Source organism: Aliamphritea ceti, assembly GCF_024347215.1.
GTDB lineage: Bacteria > Pseudomonadota > Gammaproteobacteria > Pseudomonadales > Balneatricaceae > Amphritea > Amphritea ceti.
The window spans coordinates 906976-930574 of the sequence record NZ_AP025282.1; the positions used below are offsets into that span (position 1 = coordinate 906976).

The window sequence follows — 23599 nt, forward strand, 5'->3', positions numbered from 1 at the left end:
TTCAGGGTTGCCAGATAATTGTAGATTGTGCCGGAACCTGGTTAATCTGCCAGTGTTGGATGGCCCAGGCAAGGATATCTTCTTTATTACTGTCTGCCAGGTCAGTTGGTGGCTGCTGGCCAAGAAAGTTAAGTGCCGCCAGTAATTGAGGCACTGGCTCATCGTCTAAAGCCTGAGCGAATGTTTGCTTGCTGAGTTTTTGGCCTTGTAGATTTCCCGCAACAGGTATGTGTGCGTATGCGGGGATAGGTAAATTGAGGCGTCGTTGCAGCTGTAATTGTTTGGGGGTTGAATCAAGAAGATCAGAGCCGCGTACTATGTGACTTATCTGCTGTACGGCATCGTCCAGTACAACGGCTAGCTGATAGGCAAAAAAACCATCCCGACGATAAAGGACAAAGTCTTCGCTGCAAAAGGCTGGTTGTTGTCCCTGAATACGATCTTTGAATTGGGCATCAACTGGATTTGTTGCTGCAGGTACGAAGCAACGTATTGCACAGCCGTTGGTTTCAGCAGGCAAGTGTTCCCGGCAATAGTTATCGTAAAGGTTGCTGCCACTGCGCTGGCGCAATTGCTGTCTTGAACAGTTGCAATAATAAGCATTCTGATTTGTGATCAGCTGCTCCAGACTTTCCCGGTAAAAATTATGCCGCTTACTTTGATATATAACTTCGCCGTCCCAGGTAAAGCCAAAGTTTTCCAGGCAATGCAAAATGGCAGTGCTGGCGCCGGCTATTTCTCTTGGGGGGTCCAGGTCTTCAATACGAACAAGCCATTTGCCTTGGTGATGTCGAGCATCAAGATAGCTAGCCAGGGCGGCAAGCAGGGAACCAAAGTGCAGGGGGCCAGTGGGTGAGGGCGCAAAACGTCCGATATAGGTCATAAACGCTCGTGGCCGGCGGAAGCCGGCCACAGAGGGAATCAGATGCCCAATTGTTTTTCTTTGATCTCTGCAAGTGTTTTGCAGTCGATACAAAGTGTCGCAGTTGGACGGGCTTCCAAACGGCGGATGCCAATCTCAACGCCACAGGCATTACAGTAACCGTAGTCATCTTCATCGATGGTATCCATGGCTTTGCCGATCTTATTGATCAGCTTACGCTCACGGTCACGGGTACGTAATTCCAGGCTAAATTCTTCTTCCTGGCTGGCGCGGTCACTAGGGTCGGCGAAGTTGGTCGCATCTTCTTGCAGATGATTGACCGTACGATCTACCTCTTCCATAAGTTCCTGCTTCCAGGCAAGAAGGATATTCCTGAAATGATCCTTTTGCGGCTCATTCATATATTCTTCGCCTTCCACAATTGGGTAAGGTTCGAAGTGTGTAAACTGTGTGTCTTGATTGGGCATATCTCTGCCTCGCTTCTCGCTACCTACGCCGGCGGTAATAATCCTGATTTCTACCGGCACTTAATAATGTGATTACGCAAATATAAACACAAGAATCAGAAGGGAGCTGACGTTACCAGAACCTTTCGGCTTAGGCCAGCCCTTACGACGAAAAATCATCTTAACGACATATAATTGTAGATTCATATTGATATCAAAGCGTTGCTGATTTCTCACACTGGGTACTTTGTAGGCCTTAACAGTTGCAGGCTGAAGCGAAAAGTTCGCTTTCAGATAGCATAATCCCCCTGTTTTATGATCACACTAAGGTATACTGCGCAGCATTCTTTTAGCCTGTTTATTGATGAGATTTTTCAGATGAGCCAGTGGTCGGACCGAGTCCGCGATATTGAGTCTTTTAAAGTAATGGAACTGCTTAAGCGCGCTAAGCAGCTGGATGCGCTAGGGCACGACGTAGTGCACATGGAAGCAGGGGAGCCTGACTTTGCTACAGCAGGTCCGATAGCAGAGGCCGGTATCACTGCAATTCAGAATGGCCATACTCAATACACCCCTTCTGGTGGGATTCCGGAGCTACGTCATTTAATAGCAGAGCATTACGCAAATACCTACGGTCTGGATATTTCTCCTGAACGGGTACTGGTTACCTGTGGAGCTTCTGGCGCATTGCTTATGGTGTTCTCTTTATTAGCGAATCCGGGTCAGAAGTTTATGATGGCTGATCCCGGCTATCCATGTAACCGTCAGTTCTTACGGCTGGTCGAAGCGCGGGGGCAACTGGTGCCGGTAACCGCTGAAGATAATTTTCAGTTAACACCGGAACTGATAGAGCAGCACTGGCAAGCAGATACCGCAGGGATCCTGCTGGCATCACCTGCCAACCCAACTGGCAGCGTAGTACACCGGGACGAAATGGAGCTGATCTCGCAAACAGTGAAAACACTGGGCGGACATAGGGTCGTGGACGAGTTATATCACGGACTGACATACGGCTGTAATGCACCGTCGATCCTTGAAGTGGATGCAGATGCTTTCGTACTCAATAGTTTTTCTAAGTATTTCGGTATGACTGGCTGGCGCCTTGGATGGACAGTAGTACCTGAAAACGCCGTAGCCGATATGGAAAAACTGGCGCAGAACCTGTTTATTTCACCACCTACTATTGCGCAACATGCCGCCTTAGCTGCATTTAAGCCGGAAACTTTAAGTATTCTTGAGCAACGTCGCCATGCGTTTAAAGAACGTCGTGATGTCTTAGTAGAAGGTTTGCGTGCGTTAGGCTTTGTTATTCCGCTAATGCCTGAAGGCGCTTTTTATGTGTATGCCGATGCATCTCGCTTTACCGATGATACTTTCTCGTTCTGCTGGGATTTGCTGGAAGAAGAGCATGTGGCGGTAACACCAGGTGTTGATTTTGGTACTCACCGGGCCAATGAGTTTATCCGTTTTTCTTATACAACCAGTGTTGAACAGATCGAAAAAGCGCTGGAGCGACTTGCACGGCGGTTACAGTCATGAAACTGGACAACATGCTCGAAGGGCGGCTTATTAAACGTTATAAGCGCTTCTTAGCGGATATTGAATTGGATAATGGTCGTGAATTGACGGTGCATTGTCCAAATACAGGTTCGATGAAAAACTGTGCTGATCCGGGCAGCCGGGTATGGATTCAGGATTCAGGCAATCTGAAGCGTAAGTACGTTTTTGGCTGGGAACTGGTTGAAGTCGAAGAACGTTATCTGGCGTGTATTAATACCGGCCGGGCTAATCATCTGGTACGTGAAGCAATTGAATCTGGCGTTATTGAAACGCTGCAGAACTATGGAACATTGCGTACAGAAGTTAAGTATGGTGCTGAGAACAGCCGTATTGATTTATTACTTCAGGATGAACACCGGGCTGACTGCTATGTGGAAGTAAAGAATGTAACGCTTTATGAAGGTGATGGACTGGGTACATTTCCGGATGCTGTGACCACCCGGGGAGCCAAGCACTTAAGGGAGTTAATGGCTATGGTGGCTGAAGGTCATCGGGCAGTGTTGCTATTTTGTGTGCCGCATACTGGGATCGAAAGAGTTATGCCAGCAGATCATATTGATCCTGAATACGGGCAGTTACTGCGTGAAGCGGTTAATGCCGGTGTGGAAGTGATTGCTTATGGTGCGCATATTTCAGCCGACGAAGTAAAGCTGGTGCAGCAATTACCGGTCATACTTTGATTCTGCATGTTAGCGAGATGCATTAGTCTTTATTAAATTAGCCTTATCTAATATTATTGCGCCTTTGTATTCTGTTAAGTGAAACAGTGCTTACTGATATCGCTACAAAGGGGCAATGAATGACCGCGATGATTATACCGGCACTGGCCGGTGGTTTACTGATTGGCATATGTGCGGTGTTGATGATGGCCTGGCTGGGACGTATCGCGGGTATTAGCGGTATTCTCTGGCAGGCTGTTAGCCAACCTTCACTTCTTCCCGGCGCCATTTGGCGTATTTTCTTTTTGGCAGGTCTCTTACTGGGCGCATGGCTAGTGCACCAGTTAATGGGACAGGCATTGCCTGCAGTTCCTGAATCAGACACCTGGGTAATTATACTCGCCGGTCTGTTGGTTGGTTTTGGTGCACGGCTGGGTGCAGGTTGTACCAGCGGTCACGGAGTTTGTGGCATTGGCAGGTTGTCTAAGCGTTCACTGGTCGCGACAGTTGTCTTTGTTCTGGCAGCCATGTTGACGGTATTTATTATTTCGGTAATGGGGCACGTATTATGAGAGTGCTTACTATGACGTGTTTTACCGAAGCGTCCTTAGCTTTGTTCTGTGGGGCGCTTTTTGGTGCCGGGCTGGCGCTCTCCGGAATGACGGACCCGGCCAATATTATAGGCTTTCTGGATATTAGCGGAGACTGGAATCCACAGTTGGTATTTGTGCTGGCGGCAGCAGTAGGTACTTCTGTAGCAGGTTTTTACGGATTGCAAAAACGTTCTAAGCCCGTGTTTGCGCAACAGTTCCACTGGCCTGACGCAGCGTATATCGATTCGCGGCTAGTAAGTGGCGCAGTATTATTCGGAATAGGTTGGGGGCTTTATGGTTATTGCCCCGGACCAGCGCTTGCTGCACTGGTATATGGACAATCTCATACTGTTATCTTTGTTGTTTCGATGTTGGTGGGTATGCTGGCTTTTCAATTGCTACCAAAGCCACAAGCAAAGCCATAAAAAAAACAGCGTAACGTTAGAGTGGCGGGATACATAGCTGGCCATCGATAATATCAAACTCTACCGGCTCCAGTGATACACCATTACAGGGGCCGGCAATACATAACCCGGAATCTATGACAAATAATGCACCGTGAGTGGCACACTGAATAAATTGTTTTTGCGGCTCAAGAAATGTGTCTGGCATCCATTCCAGCGGGACACCGCGGTGTGGACAGCGGTTTTCATAAACATAGAGTGCATTGTTTTTTCGTACCGCAAAAACGCCCCGGCCATCGATTTCAAAGCTTTTACTTTGCTCTTCTGTAATCTCATTGGCGGCGCACAGCTGTCGCATGTTGAATTCTCCGTCGAAAATTGTGTCTATCTTATCGCGTGAGTGACAGGCTGGACAAAGGTAATGTTTGCTCAGAACATATTCAGGCAACAATTTACACAATATTGGGGTCTGATAAACTCTCGTTTTATTTTTTGCTGCGTCTTTCAGGTAATCTTTTCAGATGCAGGATCTTTAGTTCTTTTTTCAGGATTTTTATTAGTTTATGGCCAAAAAAGCAGCGGCAAAGCGTAAGTCGCGAAATACTAAGTCTAAAGCGACGAAGCCTTCCTGGTTACGGCGGCTTTTTTGGCTGATGTTTAAATTGGGTCTGCTTGCCAGTGTCTTTGCGGGCATTGGCCTGGTTTACCTGGATATTCAGATTCGGGACAAGTTTGAGGGTAAGCGCTGGGCGTTGCCGGCGAAAGTATATGCCCGCCCGCTGGAGTTATACCCGGGCCAGGTGTTGAGTCGCGAAAGTCTTAAGCTGGAGTTGAAAGGGCTTGGGTATAAGTTTCAGGCACGGGCCAGTCAGCCCGGTACCGTTGAGTGGGCCAGCAAGCGTGCACGGATTTATTCCCGTGGTTTTGATTTTGTCGATGGTCTTGAGCCAAGCCGACGTTTGCTGGTGGACTTTGCGGGTGGTTCCGTCAGTCGTATCCGCGATGATGCTGGCCGCAGTGTTAATTTAGCGCGTCTTGAGCCTATTCAGATCGGTGGTATTTACCCTAAATCGAATGAAGATCGTGACTTGCTACAGATTGAGCAAGCACCGCCATATCTGGTGGAAGCACTTGTGGCTATTGAAGATCGAGATTATTACTCCCATTACGGTGTATCGCCAAAAGGTATTGCCCGGGCAATGTGGGTCAACCTGAAGGCCGGTCGCATTGTTCAGGGTGGTAGTACGCTGACCCAACAATTGGTTAAAAATTTCTACTTAACTTCTGACCGTTCATTCGTACGTAAACTGTTGGAAATCCCGATGGCGTTTTTATTGGATCGCCATTACAGCAAAGATGAAATACTCGAAGCCTATTTGAATGAGGTTTATCTGGGGCAGAAGGGCAGTCGTTCTATTCATGGTTTTGGCCTGGCGAGTCAGTACTTCTTTGCTCAACCGATTCAGGAGTTAAAGCTGCATCAGGTTGCGTTGTTAGCCGCAATGGTTAAGGGACCTTCCTATTATGATCCGCGCCGTAACCCTGCCCGGGCGAAAAAGCGCCGTGATCTTGTACTGAAGGTGTTAGAAAATGAAGGTGCAATAACTGCTAAGCAGCGTCATCAGGCCGCTCAACAGCCTTTGAGTGTAGTGAAGCAAAAGAGCCTGCATCGCGGAGCGTATCCGGCCTATCTGGATCTGGTGAAGCGCCAGCTTCGTGAAGAATATCCAGATGAAGTCCTGAGCAGTGATGGCTTACGAATTTTCACTGCACTGGATCCGGTTGTACAGGCGAATGCTGAGCAGAGCCTGGTTTCCAGCGTGAAGAAGCTGACAAAGAAATACGGTAAAAAAGTCGCCAAATTGCAGGGCAGTATGGTGGTTAGCAATCCGTATAGCGGCGAAGTACTGGCAGTTGTTGGCGGTAAGAATACCCGCTATCAGGGCTTTAACCGGGCAATAGATGCGATTCGTCCGGTAGGCTCTCTGATCAAACCAGCGGTGTATCTGACGGCGCTGGAAAAAGGCTACACCCTGGCATCATTGCTCGAAGATGAACCACTTACTGTCGATTTGCCTGATGGCTCCTGGACACCGAAAAATTATGACCGTAAGAGTCATGGTGACGTACCGTTGTATTACTCGTTGGCTAAATCGTACAACCAGTCCACGGTGCGACTGGGAATGGATGTTGGTGTTGATGAAGTACTGGACACCTTACGTCGGTTAGGTTTTGACCGCGATATACCGGCCTATCCTTCTCTGTTTTTGGGGGCGACTGCTATGTCGCCAATAGAAGTTGCGCAGATCTATCAGACAATTGCAGGTAATGGTTTCCAGTTACCACTACGTGCAATCCGGATGGTTGCGGATGCCGAAAATCAGGAGCTTTCCCGGTACTCGCTGGTGGTGCAGCAAACGGTTAATGCCGGACCGATGTATCAATTACAGTTTGCTTTGCAGCAAGTAGCGCACATAGGAACAGCCCGTTCAGCGTATGCCAGCTTGCCGCAGAGTCTGAATCTGGCCGGTAAAACAGGTACTACAAATGACCAGCGCGACAGTTGGTTTGCTGGTTTTACCGGTGATCGTTTGGCAGTTGTTTGGTTGGGTGCTGACGATAACAGCACTTTACCGTTAACTGGCAGCAGCGGTGCATTGAAAACCTGGGTTGAGCTGATGAAGCGAGAGCGGCCGCAACCTTTGGTTCTGGACCAGCCATCAGCAGTCGAATATCTATGGGTGGATGAATTAACCGGACTGGGGTCGGCGGAAGAATGTGGCGGTGTACAGTTACCGTTTCTGCTGGAGAACGAGCCTCAGGAATATATTCCATGCGCCGCAGCTTATGCACCTGGCTATGTGGCAGATGAACCACTGGACTGGTTTAAAAACTGGTTTAGGTAGATATGTTTGTCTTGCTTAGTGATTTGTCCGTTGCTAAGACGGTTCTTAGCAAGTGTGTTACTTAGAAACTAAGATTTATGCCGGGTGGGACGCAATGTCTAGCCCGGTTCATTTTACTGCTTATTAAGCATTTTTCCGCTCATCGCTTTTGCCAGGCAAAATATTCCCCACAGGACACAAAATGTATGACTGGTGATGGCGTACAGCAACACCATACTTATGCCTGTCGGGCTGTCTGAAAATCCCAGCCATAACAAACCACTTCCCCCGGCAATAATGCAGGTAGCAATAAGACTGCCGTTAAGTGCCAGACGAAGGTGATAACGCGCCAGCAGGGAATTACTTTTAGTACTTCGACAGTTCAGCCAGACCAAGACTCCCAGCGCAATTCCTGGCAGCGCCAGCAAATGCACCAGATAAAGCAGTGCTCCAAAACTGGCAAGTTGCTCTCCGGAATTTTTGGCTGGCTGCATCCGTACATCCTCTCTTTTTTTGACGGTCATTCCCTGACGACTTCTCTGCGTTTCATCACTGACAGTAATCACTATGCACTGTTGTAACCCATAAGTTTTTTTAAGCACTTGATCATGGTCAAGGTGGCTGAGGTTGCGCAATAGGAGAATGCTGACTCGTAGTGGTTACTGGGGCTAATGAACTGTTTTCAGTGTGTTAGTTAAAGGTGCAAAGGGTGGAGATACCTTTATGAATGAAACATTTACAAAATCAATGGCGAGGAACATCTTCTTTGGCGGAAGTCTGTTCTTCTTTTTGCTGTTGGTCGGTTTATCTGCGGATACCGTGCAACGGCTGCCCGAAAGGGATAACCGCGAAAACCTGACGCCGCAGGTGGTGCTGGGTAAGAAAGTCTGGGAAGACAATAATTGTATTGGTTGTCATACCTTGTTGGGTGAGGGCGCTTACTTTGCACCGGAGCTGGGCAATGTGTATGTCCGTTACGGTAATAGTAAAGAAGCAATTAAAGGCTTTATTAAAAGCCGTCCTGTTGATGGTATCCCTGGGCGTCGCAGCATGCCGCAATTCAACATGTCTGAAGAAGAGCTGGAAGCAGTTGCTGAGTTCCTCAAGTACATGTCAGAGATAGACACCAATGGCTGGCCACCTAATGTTCAAGGGTAAGGGACGATTATGAAGTATCAATCTCAAATGGTAGCCAAACCGTACTTTATAGCGGCAATTGGCTTATTTGTCGGACAGATCCTGTTCGGCGTGATTATGGGGATGCAATATGTAGTCGGTGACTTCCTGTTTCCGGAAATACCGTTCAACGTTGCCCGTATGGTCCATACGAATTTACTGATTGTTTGGTTGTTATTTGGCTTTATGGGTTCCACTTATTACATGGTGCCTGAAGAGTCGCAAACCGAACTGTACTCTCCAAAGCTGGCGATGTTGCTGTTCTGGGTATTTCTGGTAGCGGGTGCGCTGACTATCATCGGCTATCTGGCTGTCCCTTATGCCACTCTCGCACATATGACGGGGAATGAATTGTTGCCAACAATGGGACGGGAGTTCCTTGAGCAGCCGACAATTACCAAGATCGGTATTGTACTGGTGGCGCTGGGCTTCCTGTTCAATATTGGCATGACGCTGTTACGTGGCCGTAAAACCGTTATCACTATGGTGCTGTTTTTAGGCCTGGTAGGTCTGGCTGTGTTCTTCCTGTTCTCTTTCTATAACCCTGAAAACCCTGTGCTGGATAAGATGTTCTGGTGGTGGGTTGTTCACTTGTGGGTTGAAGGTGTTTGGGAACTGATTCTGGGTGCAATTCTGGCATTCACCCTGATCAAGGTTACTGGCGTTGACCGTGAGGTTATTGAGAAATGGTTGTATGTCATCATTGCGATGGCGCTGATCACCGGCTTGCTGGGTACTGGTCACCACTATTTCTTCATTGGTCTGCCTGAGTACTGGCTGTGGATCGGTTCTGTGTTCTCTGCAATGGAACCTGTACCGTTCTTCATGATGACATTGTTTGCCTTCAATATGGTGAATAAGCGTCGCCGTCAGCACCCTAACCGTGTTGCAGTTCTCTGGGCATTGGGTACTGGTGTTATGGCATTCCTGGGGGCTGGTGTATGGGGCTTCCTGCACACGCTGGCACCGGTTAACTATTACACTCACGGCTCACAGATTACTGCAGCCCATGGTCATATGGCCTTCTATGGCGCATACGTAATGATTGTGCTGACTATGATCTCTTACGCGATGCCTATGCTGAATGGCCGTGAAGCGGCGAACAGCATTAAGTCTCAGGTTACTGAAATGTGGGGCTTCTGGCTGATGACTGTATCTATGGTCTTCATCACGCTGTTCCTGACGGGTGCAGGTATCCTGCAGGTTTATCTGCAACGCTTCAGCGATGCGCCACTGCCATTCATGATTGTTCAGGACAAGATCGAACTCTTCTACTGGCTGCGTGAAGCTGCAGGTCTGGTATTCCTGCTGGGTCTGATCGTGTACATCATCAGCTTCTTTGTTAAAGGCGAAGAAGCGCGCCTGAAGCCTGCTGAGCAGACTGTCATTGAGTGAGTTGTCACTAAGAAAGTTGTATCCCTCCCCGTTCGCGGGGAGGGCATTTTTCATAGAAGTGAAGTTATGAAACAGCCAAGCCAACGCATAAGAACTCTGACCCGCAGCGCATTTTTTGCGCTGTTTCTGGTTGCGCCGGTGCTGGATGTTTTTCGTTATGACCTGACTGCCGGGCATTTTGTTATTTTTACCTACCCATTGAGTCTGGGGCTGGAATCGATCCAGGGTAACGATGCGGCGGTGCAGATTCTTCTGCGGGTGCTGTTGCCAGCGGTGATACTGATTACTGCCGGTATCTGGATTGCTTACCGCTTTGGAAGGCTTTACTGCGGTTGGCTCTGTCCGCATTTTTCTGTGGTTGAACTGATTAACGGCCGAATGCAGAAGCTGCTGGGCCGACCTACCATCTGGGAAGCGGGGTCAAAACCTCACAGTATTTCTTCCTGGTTAATTCTTGTCACTGTTGCGGTGCTCATTGCCTTTATCTGGGCCATCGGGTTGCTGGGGTATTTGCTACCTCCGTTGACGCTTTATAGCGATTTATTAAGCGGTGAGCTGGGGTTTACCAGTTGGCTGTTTTTAGGCGTGGCCACCACGCTATTTTCGATTGATTTTCTATTTGCGCGGCATCTGTTCTGTAAATTTGGCTGTGCGTTAGGGGTGTTTCAAAGTCTGGTTTGGATGATGAACCCCAAAGCGCTTATGGTCAGTTTTGACGCGCAGCGTGCTGCCCTGTGTAAAGACTGCGATAAAGCCTGTGATAAAGCTTGCCCGATGCGTTTGCCGGCTCGCAGTATTAAGCGCAAGAAGTTTACCTGCACTCAGTGCAGTGAATGTATTCAGGCCTGTAATGAGGTTCAGAAAGATAATCCGGATGGCAGTTTGCTGCACTGGGGAAATGGTGATCCCCGACGCAGTGCGGATGCCGATAAAATTATTCCCAGCGTTGATATAGGGGCCCGGAAATGAACGCGCAGGCTGAAATTCAGATGAAGCAGTTGCCCGGAGATTTTGCCATTTGGCTGTTTATTCTTGCCGAACTGAGTGTGTTCGCGCTGTTCTTTATTTTGTATGCGATTACCCGGGCACGTTTTCCTGAAATGTTTGCAGAAGGCCAGGCGCAGTTGAATGTACTGGCGGGTGTGGGCAATACGCTGGCATTGCTAACTAGCAGCTGGTTTGTGGTGCGTGCGCAACAGAAAGTACATGCAGGTCAGAAGGGCGGTAATGTTTTTCTGACACTGGCGCTGGTCTCTGCCTGTGTATATCTGTGGATTAAAAGTGCGGAGTACCAGCATTCAGTTGCGCTGGGATTTGACCTCAGCACTAACGATTTTTACTTTTTTTACTACGGCCTGACAGCTTTTCATATGTTCCACGTCATTCTGGGCATGCTGATTTTAATGTTACTGATGCTGCAAAACTGGCGAGGGAAGTACCGTAGTGGGCGTATGAACGAGTTCGAAAGCGGAGCCTGTTACTGGCACATGGTGGATCTTCTCTGGTTAGTCCTCTTTCCTTTGGTATACATCTTATGAGCGAATCACGTTTGTCGGACTGTATCTGGATATTATTGATTTTGGTCACGGTCGCCATGGCATATTTCGGCGAGAATAGTGTAGTTACCTTTGTAGCAGTTGTGCTGATTCTGTCTGCCAGTGCGGTTAAAGCATTTTGTGTTGTGGATTACTTCATGGGGTTGAGAAAAGCCCCGCGGGTATGGCGTTTTATGTTACTGGCATACGCTCCGGTGATTGGGGTGATTGTGAGTGTGACTTATCTGTTTTGAGCAAAAGCTCAGATCGCTTCGCGGCGAATGACGGCGTTCGCCGTATGGAGAAATATGTGATGAATAATCTGACAACAATTGATACTTCGGCAGCGGGATCTACTGCTTTTTATCAGCCACAGGGCAACGAAGAAGCGTTGTTTATGCACGCTTATGAGCATCAGTTGCCGGTATTGCTGAAAGGGCCTACAGGATGCGGAAAAACCCGTTTTATCAGCTATATGGCTGATAAACTTGGTCTGCCGCTACATACAGTCGCCTGTCATGATGACTTGAGCGCGTCTGATCTGGTTGGTCGTCATCTGATTGGTGATGGCGACACGATCTGGAGTGATGGCCCCCTGACCCGGGCGGTGCGTGAAGGCGGTATCTGTTATCTGGATGAAGTGGTCGAAGCCCGAAAAGATACCACAGTAGTGATTCACCCGCTGACGGATGACCGTCGGATTCTGCCGATTGACCGTACCGGAGAAGTGCTGGAAGCACCGGATAACTTCATGCTGATCGTGTCGTATAACCCTGGATATCAGAATGTGCTCAAAGGGATGAAGCCAAGCACCCGGCAACGTTTCCTTTCGATGAGTTTTGACTATTTACCCTCGGCTGAAGAGGCCGCCGTTATTGTCCATGAGACCGGGGTTGATCAGACTATTGCCGACCGTTTAGTAGCGCTTGCTAACAGTCTGCGTGAACTGAAAGATCAGGATCTTGAAGAAGGCGCGAGCACCCGCTTGCTGATGTATACCGCGACGCTGATTGCTGCCGGTTTTGAGCCATTACAGGCATGCCGTGCGGGAATGATTGAGCCTCTGACCGATGATGCACAAACCATTGTTGGCCTGATGGAGCTGGTACAGGCAACTTTCGGCACCGAGTGAAATACATAGTAATTGCTACGTGAAGAGGCAGTAATGGAAGAGCGGGTTGGTCAGGTATGGGACAGGTGGATCACTAAACTGGCGTATCAGGGGTATCCTGAGGCGGCAGTTCAGCTGGATGATGTTAAAGCTGCGTTGGGTGTCTTCTACCGTGGCTTAGGCGGTGACAGTGGTCTGACGATCAGTGCTACGACACCGACATTGCACCGTGCCCGCCGTAACTGGCTGCACCGGGTCGCCGGCACCGGCAGTAAAGTAGAGCTGGCCTGGTATGACGAACGTTGTCTTTACCTGCCACAACGTCTGGATGTTTATCCACAGGCAGATCTGAACCGGGAACTGTATTTCTGGCTGGCGGCGCTGGCTGGTACACCAGCGTCTGCCGACGTACACCGAGGCATGAACTGGCTGGTGGATAATCAGCAACGCTGCTTACAGACTTTATCCTTGTATCCCGGCTTAAAACCCCGTTATCAGCGCTTAGTGGAGGCCTTTATAGCACGTCGTGATCCGGCTGAACTGAAACATGGCGGTCAGGCTGCTGTGTTGTCGGTAGTCTATCAGGCATTACGTGACCCTGGTTCTGTCACTCAGTTACCTGCTGATGACTTTGCGCCCGATCCGGTGCCGCTGTGGTTGCATCCTAATCCACCTCGCGCGGAAGGTCTGCATAGTGAAGATAATGGCAAAGACCGGGATTCTTCTCAGGGGCAAAGTAAGGAAGGTGAACAGCGCCGCCGTCAGGCTGAGCGGGTAGAAAAACCGGAAGAAAATGGCACAACGCTGGGGGTACGGCATGAGGCGGATTTGTTCTCATATGCAGAGTTTTGCCAGATGGACCGCGGTTGTGATGATGAAGACGATCTGGATCAGGCTGAGTCGATCGCCAATGATATCGATAGAATGGCGGTCACCCAGGACAGCACACCAGTTGCCAGCCGTATCAAGTTTGATTTAGACCTGCCTTCTGCACTGGAAGATGATATTCCGCTGGGCGAGGGGATCCGTTACCCGGAATGGGATTATAAGCGTCAGGTTTTGTTACCGGATTACAGTTGTATTGTGCCGATGGAGAGCCGTAATGCTAAGGCATGTGATTTACCGGGACACCTGCAAACCACAGCCCGGCGGCTGCGTCGTCAGTTTGAAATGCTGACCAACCGTTCAGTTCGTTTGCGTAGTCAGTACGACGGTGACGAACTGGATATTGACGCTTATCTCCAGCACCGTAGCGCACGGGCCACCGGTCGAGGTGATGACGGTCGTTTGTATAGCCAGAAGCGGCAGTTGCAGCGGGATTTGTCATGCCTGCTGCTGGCCGATTTATCATTATCCACAGATGCCTGGGTTGGTACCCGTAACCCCGGCGAGGACTGTCAGGTTATTGATGTGATCCGTGACAGCTTGTACCTGTTTTCTGAAAGTTTGCATGCCAGTGAAGATCAGTTTGCCATTCACGGATTTTCATCCCGCCGGCGGGAGCATGTGCGCTTTAATTGTTTGAAAGACTTTGGTGAAACCTACAATGACAGTGTTCGGGGTCGTATTGCGGATATCTCGCCGGGATTTTATACCCGGATGGGGGCTGCGATCCGTCACGCTTCAGCCCTGTTAGCGAAACAGCCTGCAGAGAAAAAGTTGCTGTTGATTGTTACTGACGGTAAGCCCAATGACCTTGACCGCTATGAAGGGCGGCACGGCATTGAAGATACCCGTAAAGCTATTCAGGAGGCTCGCTGTCAGGGGCTGGTACCTTTCTGTATCACTATTGATGAGCAGGCTAATCAGTACCTGCCATATCTGTTTGGTCGGCAGGGATATACTTTTATCCACAGAGCCACCGAACTGCCTAAGAAACTTCCGCAGCTGTATCTGAAACTTACCGGTAAATTACTGGAACACTGATCGACTGCTATGTGCAGATTGATATACATCAAGGCGTCAGTCTGCGTGCCTGTTTAGGCTGATGTGAAAAGAGTGTTTTTTGTTTTCGTGCGCTCATAGACGAGCTTGCATATCAGATCTTTGCCAGGGGGCCGGCCAATGGATTTTCTGCCAATCTTTTATAATCTTCAGGATCAGCGCTGTCTGTTAGTAGGAGGCGGTGACGTCGCGCTGCGTAAGGCCAGTCTATTAGTGAGCGCGGGTGCCAGGCTGTGTGTCGTCGCACCGCAGTTATGTCCGGATCTGGAATCTCTTGTTCAGCAACAGGGCGGAGAGCATTGTCCGGCAGAATACTGTTCAGCGCACCTGAAAGGGGTAGTACTGGTCATTTCAGCCATCGAAGACCAGCACGTTGATGAACAGGTTTCAGCCGATGCAAAACAGCTCGGTCTGCCTGTTAACGTAGTGGATAAACCGGCCCTGAGTAACTTTATTATTCCTGCCGTCATTGACCGCTCTCCGATCGTAATGGCGGTATCCAGTGGTGGTCAGTCACCGGTGCTGGCCCGTCTGTTACGGGGCAAGCTGGAATCTATGATTCCTGCCAGCTACGGGCGGTTGGGGCAGCTAGCCGGTCGTTTCCGGGAGCAAGTAAAAGCCCGCTTCAGCACGCTTAATCAGCGTAGGGTCTTCTGGGAATCTGTTTTACAGGGACCGGTGGCAGAAATGATGTTCGCCGGCAAAGACCGGCAAGCAGAAAGTTTGCTGGAACAGGCATTGGAAAATGCAGATACGGGACGTTCAGATACCGGTGAAGTCTATCTGGTGGGGGGCGGTCCGGGGGATCCTGATCTACTGACTTTTAAAGCACTGCGCCTGATGCAACAGGCAGATGTCGTTGTCTATGACCGGCTGGTATCCCATCGGGTGCTGGATTTGTGTCGCCGGGATGCTGACCGTGTTTTCGTAGGTAAAACCTGCAATCAGCACGTTATTTCTCAGCAGGAAATCAATGATTTACTGGTTAAACTGGCAAAAGAAGGTAAGCGGGTATTACGCCTTAAGGGTGGTGATCCGTTTATTTTTGGTCGTGGCGGTGAAGAAATTGATCAACTGATGTCGGAAGACATTCCTTTTCAGGTGGTGCCAGGCATTACTTCGGCTTCCGGTTGTGCAGCCTACGCCGGTATTCCGCTAACCCATCAGAGTTATGCCCAGTCAGTGCGCTTTTTGACCGGTCACTTAAAAGATGGGCACTGTGATTTGCCCTGGTCAGAACTGGTTCGTGAGCATCAGACGCTGGTGGTTTATATGGGACTGCTGAGTTTGTCGCAGATCTGTGAGCAATTAATGCGTCATGGAATGTCCCCGCGCATGCCTATCGCACTAGTGGAAAACGGTACCTTACCAGAGCAACGTATTCTTACCGGTAGTCTTATGGATATTGTCGATCAGGCCGCTGTGACTGATTTTCAGCCGCCGGCACTGATTATCATTGGTAAAGTGGTTTCCTTGCGTGACAAGCTTGATTGGTATAGCCAGCGTTAGTTTTTACAGTAAGCGATGAGGCGTAAAGGTAACTGGTCGCTATTGGTGTATCAAAATACTGATAAATGACGTCTTATTTTTAGCGCAGTCTTACTTTGCTGCGCTATCTCCTCAATTCCAAGAAGCCTCTTCTCCATTCATTTTGTAAGGTTTTTATTGCCTAATCATGACTACTTGATTTTTATCAATGTGGCTCAGAAAGCTGCTGCATACACTGGCAATGTCTTTCAATCACAGTCAGAAGGAATGTGATATGAGCTTGCCTGAAACAGAATATTCTTCGTCCTCTAAGGGGAATATACCTCGCAACCCTAAGAGTAATGCTTGTGTATATCTGGTGGGTGCTGGTCCGGGCGATCCTGATTTACTGACTGTGAAAGCGCAGCGCCTGATTCATCAGGCCGATGCGGTGGTATATGACCGTCTAGTCTCTGAAGAAATCATCGCTCAGATTCCGGCAGGCGTTGCCAAAATTTATGTCGGTAAAGCCACTGGTCGTCATTCCATGCCGCAGGATGAAATCAATCAGTTGCTGGTCAAGCTGGCAAAAGGCTACCGGCATATTGTTCGCCTGAAAGGTGGAGATCCGTTTATTTTTGGCCGTGGTAGTGAAGAAGCTGAAGTACTCACCAAACATAACGTCCGTTTTGAGATAGTTCCCGGTATTACTTCAGCCATGGCCTGTGCGGCCTATGCGGGTATTCCACTTACCCACCGTGGTGTGGCAGACGGAGTGCACATTGTGACCGGACATCGCCAGAACGATCAGGGCCTTGAATTGGATCTTGGTGCCTTCAGTGACAGCCGCTGCACACTGGCCGTGTACATGGGGCTGGCGAATCTGACACCTATCGTCAATGCGGTGCTGGCCGCTGGCCGTTCGGCTTCTACACCGGTCGCGGTCATTGAAAAAGGCACCACGCCTGAACAACGCCGGGTTATTACTGATCTGGCACATCTGGTGGCTGATACCAAGGCGGCAGGTGTTGCTCCTCCAGCCATGGTTGTTATCGGGGATGTGGTCAATTTGGCCAACACGCTGGACTGGTTTGAACCGGCCAGTGATCAGTTACAGCAACAATCTCTGAGCCAGATGTAATCCACCGGATGTCAAAAAGGGAGATGTGAAGAATATGAAGTATTTAGCTGTTCTGACTATCTGCTTTTGCACTCTTAACCTGGCGCAGGCTGGTTCACTGACTGACAGTAATCAGTCTGTCACTCTTTCTGCTGAACGGCAGACAGAGCTGACTCATTTGCTCCGACACGATTGTGGATCTTGCCACGGTATGACCCTCAAAGGTGGTTTAGGCCCGGCGCTAACTCCGGATGTCCTGAACAATAAGCCTGAAGAATATTTGTTTCATGTCATCAGCTTTGGCCGTAAAGGAACGCCGATGCCACCCTGGCAGGGCATTCTCAGTAATGACGATATCCGCTGGCTGGTTGATGTACTTAAGGAAGGTGTTGATTCATGAATATTAAGAACTGGCGCCGGCATGCACTTAGCTGCTGTGTACTCCCTTTGTTAATCGGTTTCACGACTGCGGGCTACGCTGCCCGTGGTACCGGTGATCTGGGCGTTATTATCGAACGCGCTACTGGCAGTGTTCAGGTGGTTGAGCATACGAGCGGTTCTCAGCTTTATCAAATCGAAGGCCTGGGTGATTTATCCCACGCCTCTATCGTTTTTTCCCGTGATGAACGTTTCGCTTACGTGTTTGGCCGTGACGGTGGCTTAACTAAGTTGGATATTCTCAGTGGAGAAATCGATAAGCGGGTGCTGCAGGGTGGCAACAGCATAGGCGGAGCCATTTCTGAAGATGGCACGCTGGTGGCGGTCTCTAACTATGAGCCGGGCGGTGTCAAAATTTTTAATGCCCAGACCCTGGAACTGGTTGCCGATATTCCGGCAGTCGGGGCTAACAATGTGCAGTCAAAAGTTGTCGGGCTGGTAGATGCACCTGATAACCGCTTTGTCTTCAGCCTCTATGAGTCCGATGAAATATGGATTGCCGATGTGTCTGATCCGGCCACACCTGACATTACTAAGTTTACTGATATTGGCCGTCAGCCATATGACGCACTGATCACTCCGGATGGCCGGTATTACATTGCCGGTTTGTTCGGAGAGGACGGCATGGCGCTGGTCGATCTGTGGTATCCGGAGAAAGGCGTACGGCGGATTCTGGATAATTACGGCCGCGGTGAAGAGAAATTACCTGTGTATAAGATGCCCCATCTTGAAGGCTGGGCGATTGCCGGGGATTACGCTTTTGTACCGGCGGTTGGCCATAACCAGGTAATTGTAGTTGACCGTAAGAGCTGGCAGCAGACGGGCAGTATACCGGTTCACGGCCAGCCTATTTTTGTAATGGCCCGGCCAGGTGGACGACATATGTGGGTAAATTTTGCATACCCCAATAACGATACTCTACAAATTATTGACACCGAAACTCAGGAAATTGTTAAGACCCTGAAGCCCGGTAAAGCGGTGCTGCATATGGAGTTCACGCCAAAGGGAGACAAAGTTTGGACCTCAGTACGGGATGACGATCAGGTGCAGATTTACGATACCAGGAGTTTTGAGAAGCTTGATCAGTTACCTGTTGAAAAACCGTCCGGCATCTTCTTTACCAACCGTGCACACACCATAGGTCTATGATCATGAGTAGCCTGGAACAACGATTACTGAACAACTATCAGCGTAACTTCCCACTGGTACCTCAGCCCTATGAACAACTGGCTGGCGAGCTGGGATCGGACAGTCAGACTGTCCGCGATTTGCTGGCGGAGTTACTGATGCGGGGCAAGGTCAGCCGGGTTGGTCCCGTATTTAAACCCCGTATGCTTGGCAGCAGCACGCTGGCGGCCATGAGTGTGCCCCAGGAGATGCTGACCGAGGTAGCCACACTGGTGAATGGTTACCCGGAAGTGAACCATAACTATGAGCGTGAGCACCGGCTGAATCTGTGGTTTGTTGCTGTGGCGGCAGATCAGGAAAAGCTGGAACAGGTGCTTAGCGATATTGAATCCCGCAGTGGTTATGAGGTGATGAGCCTGCCTCTGCTGAAGGAATACCACATTGATCTGGGTTTCCGGATGGATGCCGGCGACAAACAAAAGGTCGCCAGTAACACTGAGCAGAACAATACGGACTGCAGTTTTGATCCGGCTCTGCACGGCTCACTGATTGCGGCAATACAGACCGGCCTGCCGCTGACAGAACGGCCTTACCTGACAGTCGGAGAACAGCTGGACTTATCAGAAGAGACGGTCATTGAAACCCTTTCTGAAATGCAGTCTGCGGGTATTATCCGCCGTCTTGGTGTCATTGTCCGCCATCATGAACTGGGATACCGGGCCAATGCCATGCTCGTGTGGGACGTGCCGGATGATCAGGTAGATGCACTGGGCCAGCAGCTAAGTGCTGAGCAAAAAGTCACCCTCTGTTATCAGCGTCCGAGAATCAAGCCACGCTGGCCTTATAACTTGTTTAGCATGATTCACGGGAAAAGCCGCGATGAAGTAATGGCTTACGTAGATGATTTGGTGGATAAGCTGGCACTGAAAGATACCCCTTATGAAGTACTGTTTTCACTGCAACGATTTAAGCAGTGTGGCGCGAAATACATTGTTCAGGAAAATGTTCCGCAACAGGCGGTAATGCGATGAACGAATTGAGTACAACGGCTTCTGCCGATGCACTGGACGCGCTGGATAAACGCATCATCAATACCTTGCAGCGCAGTTTTCCGGTTTGTGAGCACCCCTTTGCGGTTGTAGCTGAAGAACTTGGCACGACCGAAAACGAGCTGATCAGCCGTTTGACCCGGTTACGTGAAGACAAAATCCTGACCCGCTTCGGCCCGCTGTATAACGCCGATCGCTTTGGCGGAGCGGTGAGCTTATGTGCCATTGCCGTTCCGAAGGACAGGTTTGATGTGGTTGCCGAACAGGTAAATGCCTTTCCACAGGTAGCACACAATTACGAGCGGGATCATGAACTGAATATGTGGTTTGTAGCGGCAACTGAGAGCTGGCAGGAACTGGAAGAGACACTGGCCGCTATCGAAGCTGAAACCGGCCTGACAGTCAGGAATATGCCTAAATTACACGAATTTTATGTGGGGCTGTATTTTGAAATCTGATGAGCAGTTACAGGTACTGGACCGCGAAATTATTTTACTGACCCAGGCGGGACTTCCTCTGGTAGCAGAACCTTATCAACAGGTTGCTGAACAACTGGGTATAGAGACTGATTTGCTGATGCAGCGGATGAGAATCATGCAGGAAGACGGCCGGATCAGACGTATCGGAGCGGTACCGAATCATTATCGGCTGGGATATACCGGTAACGGTATGTCGGTATGGGATGTGCCTGATGAGCAGGTACATACGTTAGGGGAAATGATAGGTGGGCTGGACTACGTCAGTCACTGTTATCACCGCCCACGTTTTATGCCCGACTGGCCATATAACCTGTTTGCCATGGTACATGGTCACAGCCGCGATGAAGTGCGTGAAAAAGCACAAAAGATAGCTGAATTACTGGGAGAACACTGCCGTGCCAGAGACGTTCTTTTCAGTAGCCGAATATTGAAGAAAACCGGAATCCGCATTGGAGGCTGAATTATGTTTCGTATCTCTCAGTACATGCAGGAGCTTATAAATCCGACCCCTGTCGGGCCTAAACGTAATCCTCCGGGGCCGGTGGTTATCTGGAATTTAGTACGTCGCTGTAATCTTGCCTGTAAACATTGTTATTCCATTTCTGCCGACGTTGATTTCCCCGGTGAGCTTTCTACCACACAGGTCGTCGATGTGATGAAGGACCTGCGCAGTTTTAAAGTGCCGGTACTGATTCTTTCCGGTGGTGAGCCCATGTTGCGTCCGGATATTCTGGATATTTCCCATCAGGCCAAAGCCATGGGGTTTTATGTGGCACTGTCCACCAACGGTACCTTGATTGATGAATCTAATATTCAGGCACTGGCGGATGTTGGTTATGACTATCTGGGGATAAGTATTGATGGTGTGCGGGAAACCCACGATGAGTTTCGCCAGAAGCAGGGCGCTTTTGACGCGTCATTCAAAGGCCTGCAACTGTGCCGTGAAGCCGGCATTAAAGTCGGTATGCGGTTTTCAATTACGCAGGACAATTCCCACGAACTGCCTTATCTGCTTGATGTGATGGATCAGGAGAAGGTTGATAAGTTTTATCTGTCTCACCTGAACTATGGAGGGCGGGGCAACCGTCATAGGGGACATGATGCCGTACATCAGATTACCCGTGAAACACTGGACCTGCTGTTTGAGCGTTGCTGGGAAGATGTAAAAGCGGGCCGTAATCGTGAGTTTGTTACCGGCAATAATGATGCCGATGGTGTGTACTTTCTTCACTGGGTACAGCGGAATTTTCCTGACCGTTATGACCATATGCGCGCCAAACTGGCGCAATGGGGAGGCAACTCTTCCGGCGTGAATGTGGCGAACATTGATAACCTGGGTAATGTGCATCCGGATACATTCTGGTGGAATTACAATCTGGGTAATGTGCTGGAACGGCCATTTTCGGAGATATGGCAGGATACCAGTGATCCTCTGATGGCGGGCTTTAAAGCTGAACAACGAACATTAGGAGGGCGTTGTGGTGTGTGCAGCTATAAAGATGTTTGTGGCGGAAACACCCGGGTAAGAGCATTTCAGACGACCGGTGATCCCTGGTGGGAAGACCCTGCCTGTTATCTGGATGATCAGGAACTAGGCATCAACCTTGCCGATTATGAAACAGAAAAACCCGTCAAAATGGATCTGAATGTACGGAGGATTCGTTTTGCCAGTTAAGTGCCTTTCTGTATTGCTGCCGCTTTTGATCAGTGGTCTGGTGACGGCAGCTGAGCCACAGCAAGAACAATTGTTCCAACAACACTGCGCGGCCTGTCATGGGGCTGATCGGCTGGGTTTAATCGGTCCGGCACTGTTACCGGAAAACTTAAAGCGGGTACGTAAAAAAGCAGCTATCAGCTCGGTGACTAACGGGTTGCCAGCTACTCAGATGCCTGCGTTTGGCGAGGTTCTGAGCATAGCAGAAATTGCCAGTCTGACGGACTACATTTATACCCCGCTGGAAGAAGTGCCGCAGTGGACTGAGCAGGCGATAAAAGACAGTCATGTAATTCATAAGCCGGAGCTGGTAACTGGTGATGCCAGTACTGCAAAACCAGTGTATGACGCTGATCCGCTGAACGTATTTCTGGTGGTAGAGGCAGGCGATCATCATGTGTCGGTACTGGATGGCGATACGTTTGAGCCGATTCACCGCTTTAAATCCCGTTATGCACTGCATGGCGGGCCGAAATACACTTCGGACGGGCGATATGTGTATTTTGCCTCCCGGGATGGCTGGGTGACGAAATATGACATGTATAACCTGGAAGTGGTGGCAGAAGTCCGTGCCGGTATAAATGCCCGCAACGTTGCTGTTTCCGGAGATGATCGCTATGTGTTGGTGGGGAATTACCTGCCGCATACGCTGGTGGTGTTGGATGCTACTGACCTGAGTCTTGTAAAGATTATTCCGGTGTCCGGTGAGCAGGGGGAGAGCTCCAGAGTAAGCGCCGTATATGCTGCGCCGCCTCGACAGAGTTTTATTGCGGCTTTGAAAGACTTTAAGGAAGTTTGGGAAATCAGTTATGCCTCTGAAACACCCTTGCAGGTGACCCGCATTGGGTTGGATGATTATCTGGATGACTTCTTTTTTGACCAGCAATACGACCATATTATGGGTGCAGCCCGGAATGCAAAGAATGGTCAGGTATTTAATCTGAACCTGCAGCAAAAAGCCGCTGATCTTGATTTGACCGGCATGCCGCATCTGGGATCAGGCATTACCTGGCCGTATAAAGATACTGTTGTGCTGGCGACGCCAAACCTGAAGGAGCATACCGTTACTTTTATTGATACGCAGAACTGGAAAACTATCAAAAAAATCGATACTCAGGGACCAGGCTTTTTCATGCGCAGTCATGAGAACTCGCCTTATGCCTGGGTCGATGTGTTTGTAGGGCCCGATAAAGATGTGATGCACGTGATTGATAAGGCGACGTTAGAGATTGTTAAAACCCTTAAGCCTGAGCCGGGCAAAACATCCGGGCATATAGAGTTCACTAAAGATGGCCGCTATGCATTGCTCAGTATCTGGGAAATGGATGGCGCGATAATTGTTTATGATGCCGAAACACTGGAGGAAATAAAACGATTACCTATGAAAAAGCCGGTCGGTAAATATAACGTTTATAACAAAATAACCCGTTCATCCGGTACCAGTCATTAGAAAATTTGCGAATGAACTCAGTGTGCTTGCTGTAAGGCTCTCGTAAGTACACTGTTTTTGTTCGCACCTTCTTCTTTAAATAGATACGCATTTAAGCGTAGGTTTGTTTGCGTCTGTATTTTCTTTGTAAAATTGCTTTTTTGTTTTCAAGAAATTGATTTTT

25 protein-coding genes are annotated in these 23599 nt (G+C 49.4%); 21 read left to right on the forward strand and 4 right to left on the reverse strand.

From position 1 onward, the window contains the following. Position 1: 1 nt before the first annotated feature. A complete protein-coding gene (gluQRS, locus tag OCU49_RS04095; RefSeq protein ID WP_261843719.1) occupies positions 2–883 on the reverse strand; it encodes a tRNA glutamyl-Q(34) synthetase GluQRS in 882 nt (293 codons plus the stop codon). A gap of 38 nt (positions 884–921) precedes the next feature. Beyond that, entirely contained in the window at positions 922–1350 is a 429-nt protein-coding gene (dksA, locus tag OCU49_RS04100; protein ID WP_261843720.1) for an RNA polymerase-binding protein DksA, read from the reverse strand. Between the two features lie 357 nt (positions 1351–1707). Here dksA and OCU49_RS04105 point away from each other — a divergent pair, with 357 nt between their 5' ends. The 4 genes from OCU49_RS04105 (at position 1708) to OCU49_RS04120 (ending at position 4566) form a co-directional block, all read left to right on the forward strand. After that, the gene (locus OCU49_RS04105) at positions 1708–2868 is read left to right on the forward strand and encodes a pyridoxal phosphate-dependent aminotransferase (RefSeq protein WP_261843721.1); all 1161 of its coding nucleotides are present in this window, start codon (positions 1708–1710) and stop codon (positions 2866–2868) included. Continuing rightward, the gene (sfsA, locus tag OCU49_RS04110) at positions 2865–3569 is read left to right on the forward strand and encodes a DNA/RNA nuclease SfsA (protein ID WP_261843722.1); all 705 of its coding nucleotides are present in this window, start codon (positions 2865–2867) and stop codon (positions 3567–3569) included. Before OCU49_RS04105 ends, sfsA begins: the two co-directional genes overlap by 4 nt. A gap of 119 nt (positions 3570–3688) precedes the next feature. Next, positions 3689–4120: a YeeE/YedE family protein gene (locus OCU49_RS04115; RefSeq protein ID WP_261843723.1), complete on the forward strand. Its 432-nt coding sequence runs from the start codon at positions 3689–3691 to the stop codon at positions 4118–4120. Positions 4121–4131: 11 nt separating this feature from the next. After that, positions 4132–4566 carry a YeeE/YedE family protein gene (locus OCU49_RS04120; protein WP_261843724.1) on the forward strand — a complete coding sequence of 145 codons (435 nt, stop codon included), beginning with the start codon at positions 4132–4134 and terminating at the stop codon, positions 4564–4566. 16 nt (positions 4567–4582) lie between these two features. Here OCU49_RS04120 and OCU49_RS04125 read toward each other — a convergent pair whose 3' ends face one another. Then, the gene (locus OCU49_RS04125) at positions 4583–4903 is read right to left on the reverse strand and encodes a Rieske (2Fe-2S) protein (protein ID WP_261843725.1); all 321 of its coding nucleotides are present in this window, start codon (positions 4901–4903) and stop codon (positions 4583–4585) included. 205 nt (positions 4904–5108) lie between these two features. On the opposite strand from OCU49_RS04125, the gene mrcB reads away from it, so the two are divergent. Next, positions 5109–7451 (forward strand): penicillin-binding protein 1B, encoded by a 2343-nt coding sequence (gene mrcB, locus OCU49_RS04130; protein ID WP_261843726.1) that lies wholly within the window; start codon positions 5109–5111, stop codon positions 7449–7451. A gap of 113 nt (positions 7452–7564) precedes the next feature. Here the strand turns inward: mrcB and OCU49_RS04135 are convergent, their stop codons facing one another. Further along, on the reverse strand, positions 7565–7924 hold the full coding sequence (locus OCU49_RS04135) for a hypothetical protein (RefSeq protein ID WP_261843727.1): 360 nt from the start codon (positions 7922–7924) through the stop codon (positions 7565–7567). 229 nt (positions 7925–8153) lie between these two features. On the opposite strand from OCU49_RS04135, the gene OCU49_RS04140 reads away from it, so the two are divergent. The 16 genes from OCU49_RS04140 to OCU49_RS04215 all read left to right on the forward strand — a co-directional run bounded on the left by OCU49_RS04140 (position 8154) and on the right by OCU49_RS04215 (position 23436). Then, the gene (locus OCU49_RS04140; RefSeq protein ID WP_261843728.1) at positions 8154–8588 is read left to right on the forward strand and encodes a c-type cytochrome; all 435 of its coding nucleotides are present in this window, start codon (positions 8154–8156) and stop codon (positions 8586–8588) included. A 9-nt stretch (positions 8589–8597) separates the two neighbouring features. Beyond that, complete coding sequence (locus OCU49_RS04145) at positions 8598–10001, forward strand: cbb3-type cytochrome c oxidase subunit I (protein ID WP_261843729.1); 1404 nt, start codon at positions 8598–8600, stop codon at positions 9999–10001. A gap of 66 nt (positions 10002–10067) precedes the next feature. Beyond that, entirely contained in the window at positions 10068–10970 is a 903-nt protein-coding gene (locus OCU49_RS04150; protein ID WP_261843730.1) for a 4Fe-4S binding protein, read from the forward strand. Continuing rightward, entirely contained in the window at positions 10967–11539 is a 573-nt protein-coding gene (locus OCU49_RS04155; protein ID WP_261843731.1) for a cytochrome c oxidase subunit 3, read from the forward strand. The genes OCU49_RS04150 and OCU49_RS04155 overlap by 4 nt, the downstream gene beginning before the upstream one ends. After that, on the forward strand, positions 11536–11790 hold the full coding sequence (locus OCU49_RS04160; protein ID WP_261843732.1) for a cytochrome C oxidase subunit IV family protein: 255 nt from the start codon (positions 11536–11538) through the stop codon (positions 11788–11790). Before OCU49_RS04155 ends, OCU49_RS04160 begins: the two co-directional genes overlap by 4 nt. Before the next feature lie 59 nt (positions 11791–11849). After that, complete coding sequence (locus OCU49_RS04165; RefSeq protein ID WP_261843733.1) at positions 11850–12668, forward strand: CbbQ/NirQ/NorQ/GpvN family protein; 819 nt, start codon at positions 11850–11852, stop codon at positions 12666–12668. Between the two features lie 33 nt (positions 12669–12701). Next, the gene (locus OCU49_RS04170; RefSeq protein WP_261843734.1) at positions 12702–14573 is read left to right on the forward strand and encodes a nitric oxide reductase activation protein NorD; all 1872 of its coding nucleotides are present in this window, start codon (positions 12702–12704) and stop codon (positions 14571–14573) included. Between the two features lie 138 nt (positions 14574–14711). Further along, a complete protein-coding gene (gene cysG, locus OCU49_RS04175; RefSeq protein ID WP_261843735.1) occupies positions 14712–16100 on the forward strand; it encodes a siroheme synthase CysG in 1389 nt (462 codons plus the stop codon). 253 nt (positions 16101–16353) lie between these two features. Further along, positions 16354–17199: a uroporphyrinogen-III C-methyltransferase gene (gene cobA / locus OCU49_RS04180; RefSeq protein ID WP_261843736.1), complete on the forward strand. Its 846-nt coding sequence runs from the start codon at positions 16354–16356 to the stop codon at positions 17197–17199. Between the two features lie 34 nt (positions 17200–17233). Further along, the gene (locus OCU49_RS04185) at positions 17234–17578 is read left to right on the forward strand and encodes a c-type cytochrome (RefSeq protein ID WP_272885320.1); all 345 of its coding nucleotides are present in this window, start codon (positions 17234–17236) and stop codon (positions 17576–17578) included. Then, positions 17575–18765: a cytochrome D1 domain-containing protein gene (locus tag OCU49_RS04190; protein WP_272885321.1), complete on the forward strand. Its 1191-nt coding sequence runs from the start codon at positions 17575–17577 to the stop codon at positions 18763–18765. Before OCU49_RS04185 ends, OCU49_RS04190 begins: the two co-directional genes overlap by 4 nt. Positions 18766–18767: 2 nt before the next feature. Then, positions 18768–19775 carry a siroheme decarboxylase subunit beta gene (gene ahbB / locus OCU49_RS04195; RefSeq protein WP_261843737.1) on the forward strand — a complete coding sequence of 336 codons (1008 nt, stop codon included), beginning with the start codon at positions 18768–18770 and terminating at the stop codon, positions 19773–19775. After that, complete coding sequence (locus OCU49_RS04200; protein ID WP_261843738.1) at positions 19772–20251, forward strand: Lrp/AsnC family transcriptional regulator; 480 nt, start codon at positions 19772–19774, stop codon at positions 20249–20251. The genes ahbB (OCU49_RS04195) and OCU49_RS04200 overlap by 4 nt, the downstream gene beginning before the upstream one ends. Further along, complete coding sequence (gene ahbB, locus OCU49_RS04205) at positions 20241–20732, forward strand: siroheme decarboxylase subunit beta (RefSeq protein ID WP_261843739.1); 492 nt, start codon at positions 20241–20243, stop codon at positions 20730–20732. Before OCU49_RS04200 ends, ahbB (OCU49_RS04205) begins: the two co-directional genes overlap by 11 nt. 3 nt (positions 20733–20735) lie before the next feature. Next, positions 20736–21947, forward strand: a complete 1212-nt coding sequence (gene nirJ, locus OCU49_RS04210) for a heme d1 biosynthesis radical SAM protein NirJ (RefSeq protein WP_261843740.1) — start codon at positions 20736–20738, stop codon at positions 21945–21947. Next, positions 21937–23436, forward strand: a complete 1500-nt coding sequence (locus tag OCU49_RS04215; RefSeq protein ID WP_261843741.1) for a cytochrome D1 domain-containing protein — start codon at positions 21937–21939, stop codon at positions 23434–23436. The genes nirJ and OCU49_RS04215 overlap by 11 nt, the downstream gene beginning before the upstream one ends. The last annotated feature ends 163 nt before the right edge of the window (positions 23437–23599 follow it).

What these genes read in the sequence shown, in the direction of transcription:
- gluQRS (WP_261843719.1), bottom strand. Translation starts at nt 883, where the DNA reads ATGACCTATATCGGACGTTTTGCGCCCTCACCCACTGGCCCCCTGCAC.
- dksA (WP_261843720.1), bottom strand. Translation starts at nt 1,350, where the DNA reads ATGCCCAATCAAGACACACAGTTTACACACTTCGAACCTTACCCAATT.
- OCU49_RS04105 (WP_261843721.1), top strand. Translation starts at nt 1,708, where the DNA reads ATGAGCCAGTGGTCGGACCGAGTCCGCGATATTGAGTCTTTTAAAGTA.
- sfsA (WP_261843722.1), top strand. Translation starts at nt 2,865, where the DNA reads ATGAAACTGGACAACATGCTCGAAGGGCGGCTTATTAAACGTTATAAG.
- OCU49_RS04115 (WP_261843723.1), top strand. Translation starts at nt 3,689, where the DNA reads ATGACCGCGATGATTATACCGGCACTGGCCGGTGGTTTACTGATTGGC.
- OCU49_RS04120 (WP_261843724.1), top strand. Translation starts at nt 4,132, where the DNA reads ATGACGTGTTTTACCGAAGCGTCCTTAGCTTTGTTCTGTGGGGCGCTT.
- OCU49_RS04125 (WP_261843725.1), bottom strand. Translation starts at nt 4,903, where the DNA reads ATGCGACAGCTGTGCGCCGCCAATGAGATTACAGAAGAGCAAAGTAAA.
- mrcB (WP_261843726.1), top strand. Translation starts at nt 5,109, where the DNA reads ATGGCCAAAAAAGCAGCGGCAAAGCGTAAGTCGCGAAATACTAAGTCT.
- OCU49_RS04135 (WP_261843727.1), bottom strand. Translation starts at nt 7,924, where the DNA reads ATGCAGCCAGCCAAAAATTCCGGAGAGCAACTTGCCAGTTTTGGAGCA.
- OCU49_RS04140 (WP_261843728.1), top strand. Translation starts at nt 8,154, where the DNA reads ATGAATGAAACATTTACAAAATCAATGGCGAGGAACATCTTCTTTGGC.
- OCU49_RS04145 (WP_261843729.1), top strand. Translation starts at nt 8,598, where the DNA reads ATGAAGTATCAATCTCAAATGGTAGCCAAACCGTACTTTATAGCGGCA.
- OCU49_RS04150 (WP_261843730.1), top strand. Translation starts at nt 10,068, where the DNA reads ATGAAACAGCCAAGCCAACGCATAAGAACTCTGACCCGCAGCGCATTT.
- OCU49_RS04155 (WP_261843731.1), top strand. Translation starts at nt 10,967, where the DNA reads ATGAACGCGCAGGCTGAAATTCAGATGAAGCAGTTGCCCGGAGATTTT.
- OCU49_RS04160 (WP_261843732.1), top strand. Translation starts at nt 11,536, where the DNA reads ATGAGCGAATCACGTTTGTCGGACTGTATCTGGATATTATTGATTTTG.
- OCU49_RS04165 (WP_261843733.1), top strand. Translation starts at nt 11,850, where the DNA reads ATGAATAATCTGACAACAATTGATACTTCGGCAGCGGGATCTACTGCT.
- OCU49_RS04170 (WP_261843734.1), top strand. Translation starts at nt 12,702, where the DNA reads ATGGAAGAGCGGGTTGGTCAGGTATGGGACAGGTGGATCACTAAACTG.
- cysG (WP_261843735.1), top strand. Translation starts at nt 14,712, where the DNA reads ATGGATTTTCTGCCAATCTTTTATAATCTTCAGGATCAGCGCTGTCTG.
- cobA (WP_261843736.1), top strand. Translation starts at nt 16,354, where the DNA reads ATGAGCTTGCCTGAAACAGAATATTCTTCGTCCTCTAAGGGGAATATA.
- OCU49_RS04185 (WP_272885320.1), top strand. Translation starts at nt 17,234, where the DNA reads ATGAAGTATTTAGCTGTTCTGACTATCTGCTTTTGCACTCTTAACCTG.
- OCU49_RS04190 (WP_272885321.1), top strand. Translation starts at nt 17,575, where the DNA reads ATGAATATTAAGAACTGGCGCCGGCATGCACTTAGCTGCTGTGTACTC.
- ahbB (WP_261843737.1), top strand. Translation starts at nt 18,768, where the DNA reads ATGAGTAGCCTGGAACAACGATTACTGAACAACTATCAGCGTAACTTC.
- OCU49_RS04200 (WP_261843738.1), top strand. Translation starts at nt 19,772, where the DNA reads ATGAACGAATTGAGTACAACGGCTTCTGCCGATGCACTGGACGCGCTG.
- nirJ (WP_261843740.1), top strand. Translation starts at nt 20,736, where the DNA reads ATGTTTCGTATCTCTCAGTACATGCAGGAGCTTATAAATCCGACCCCT.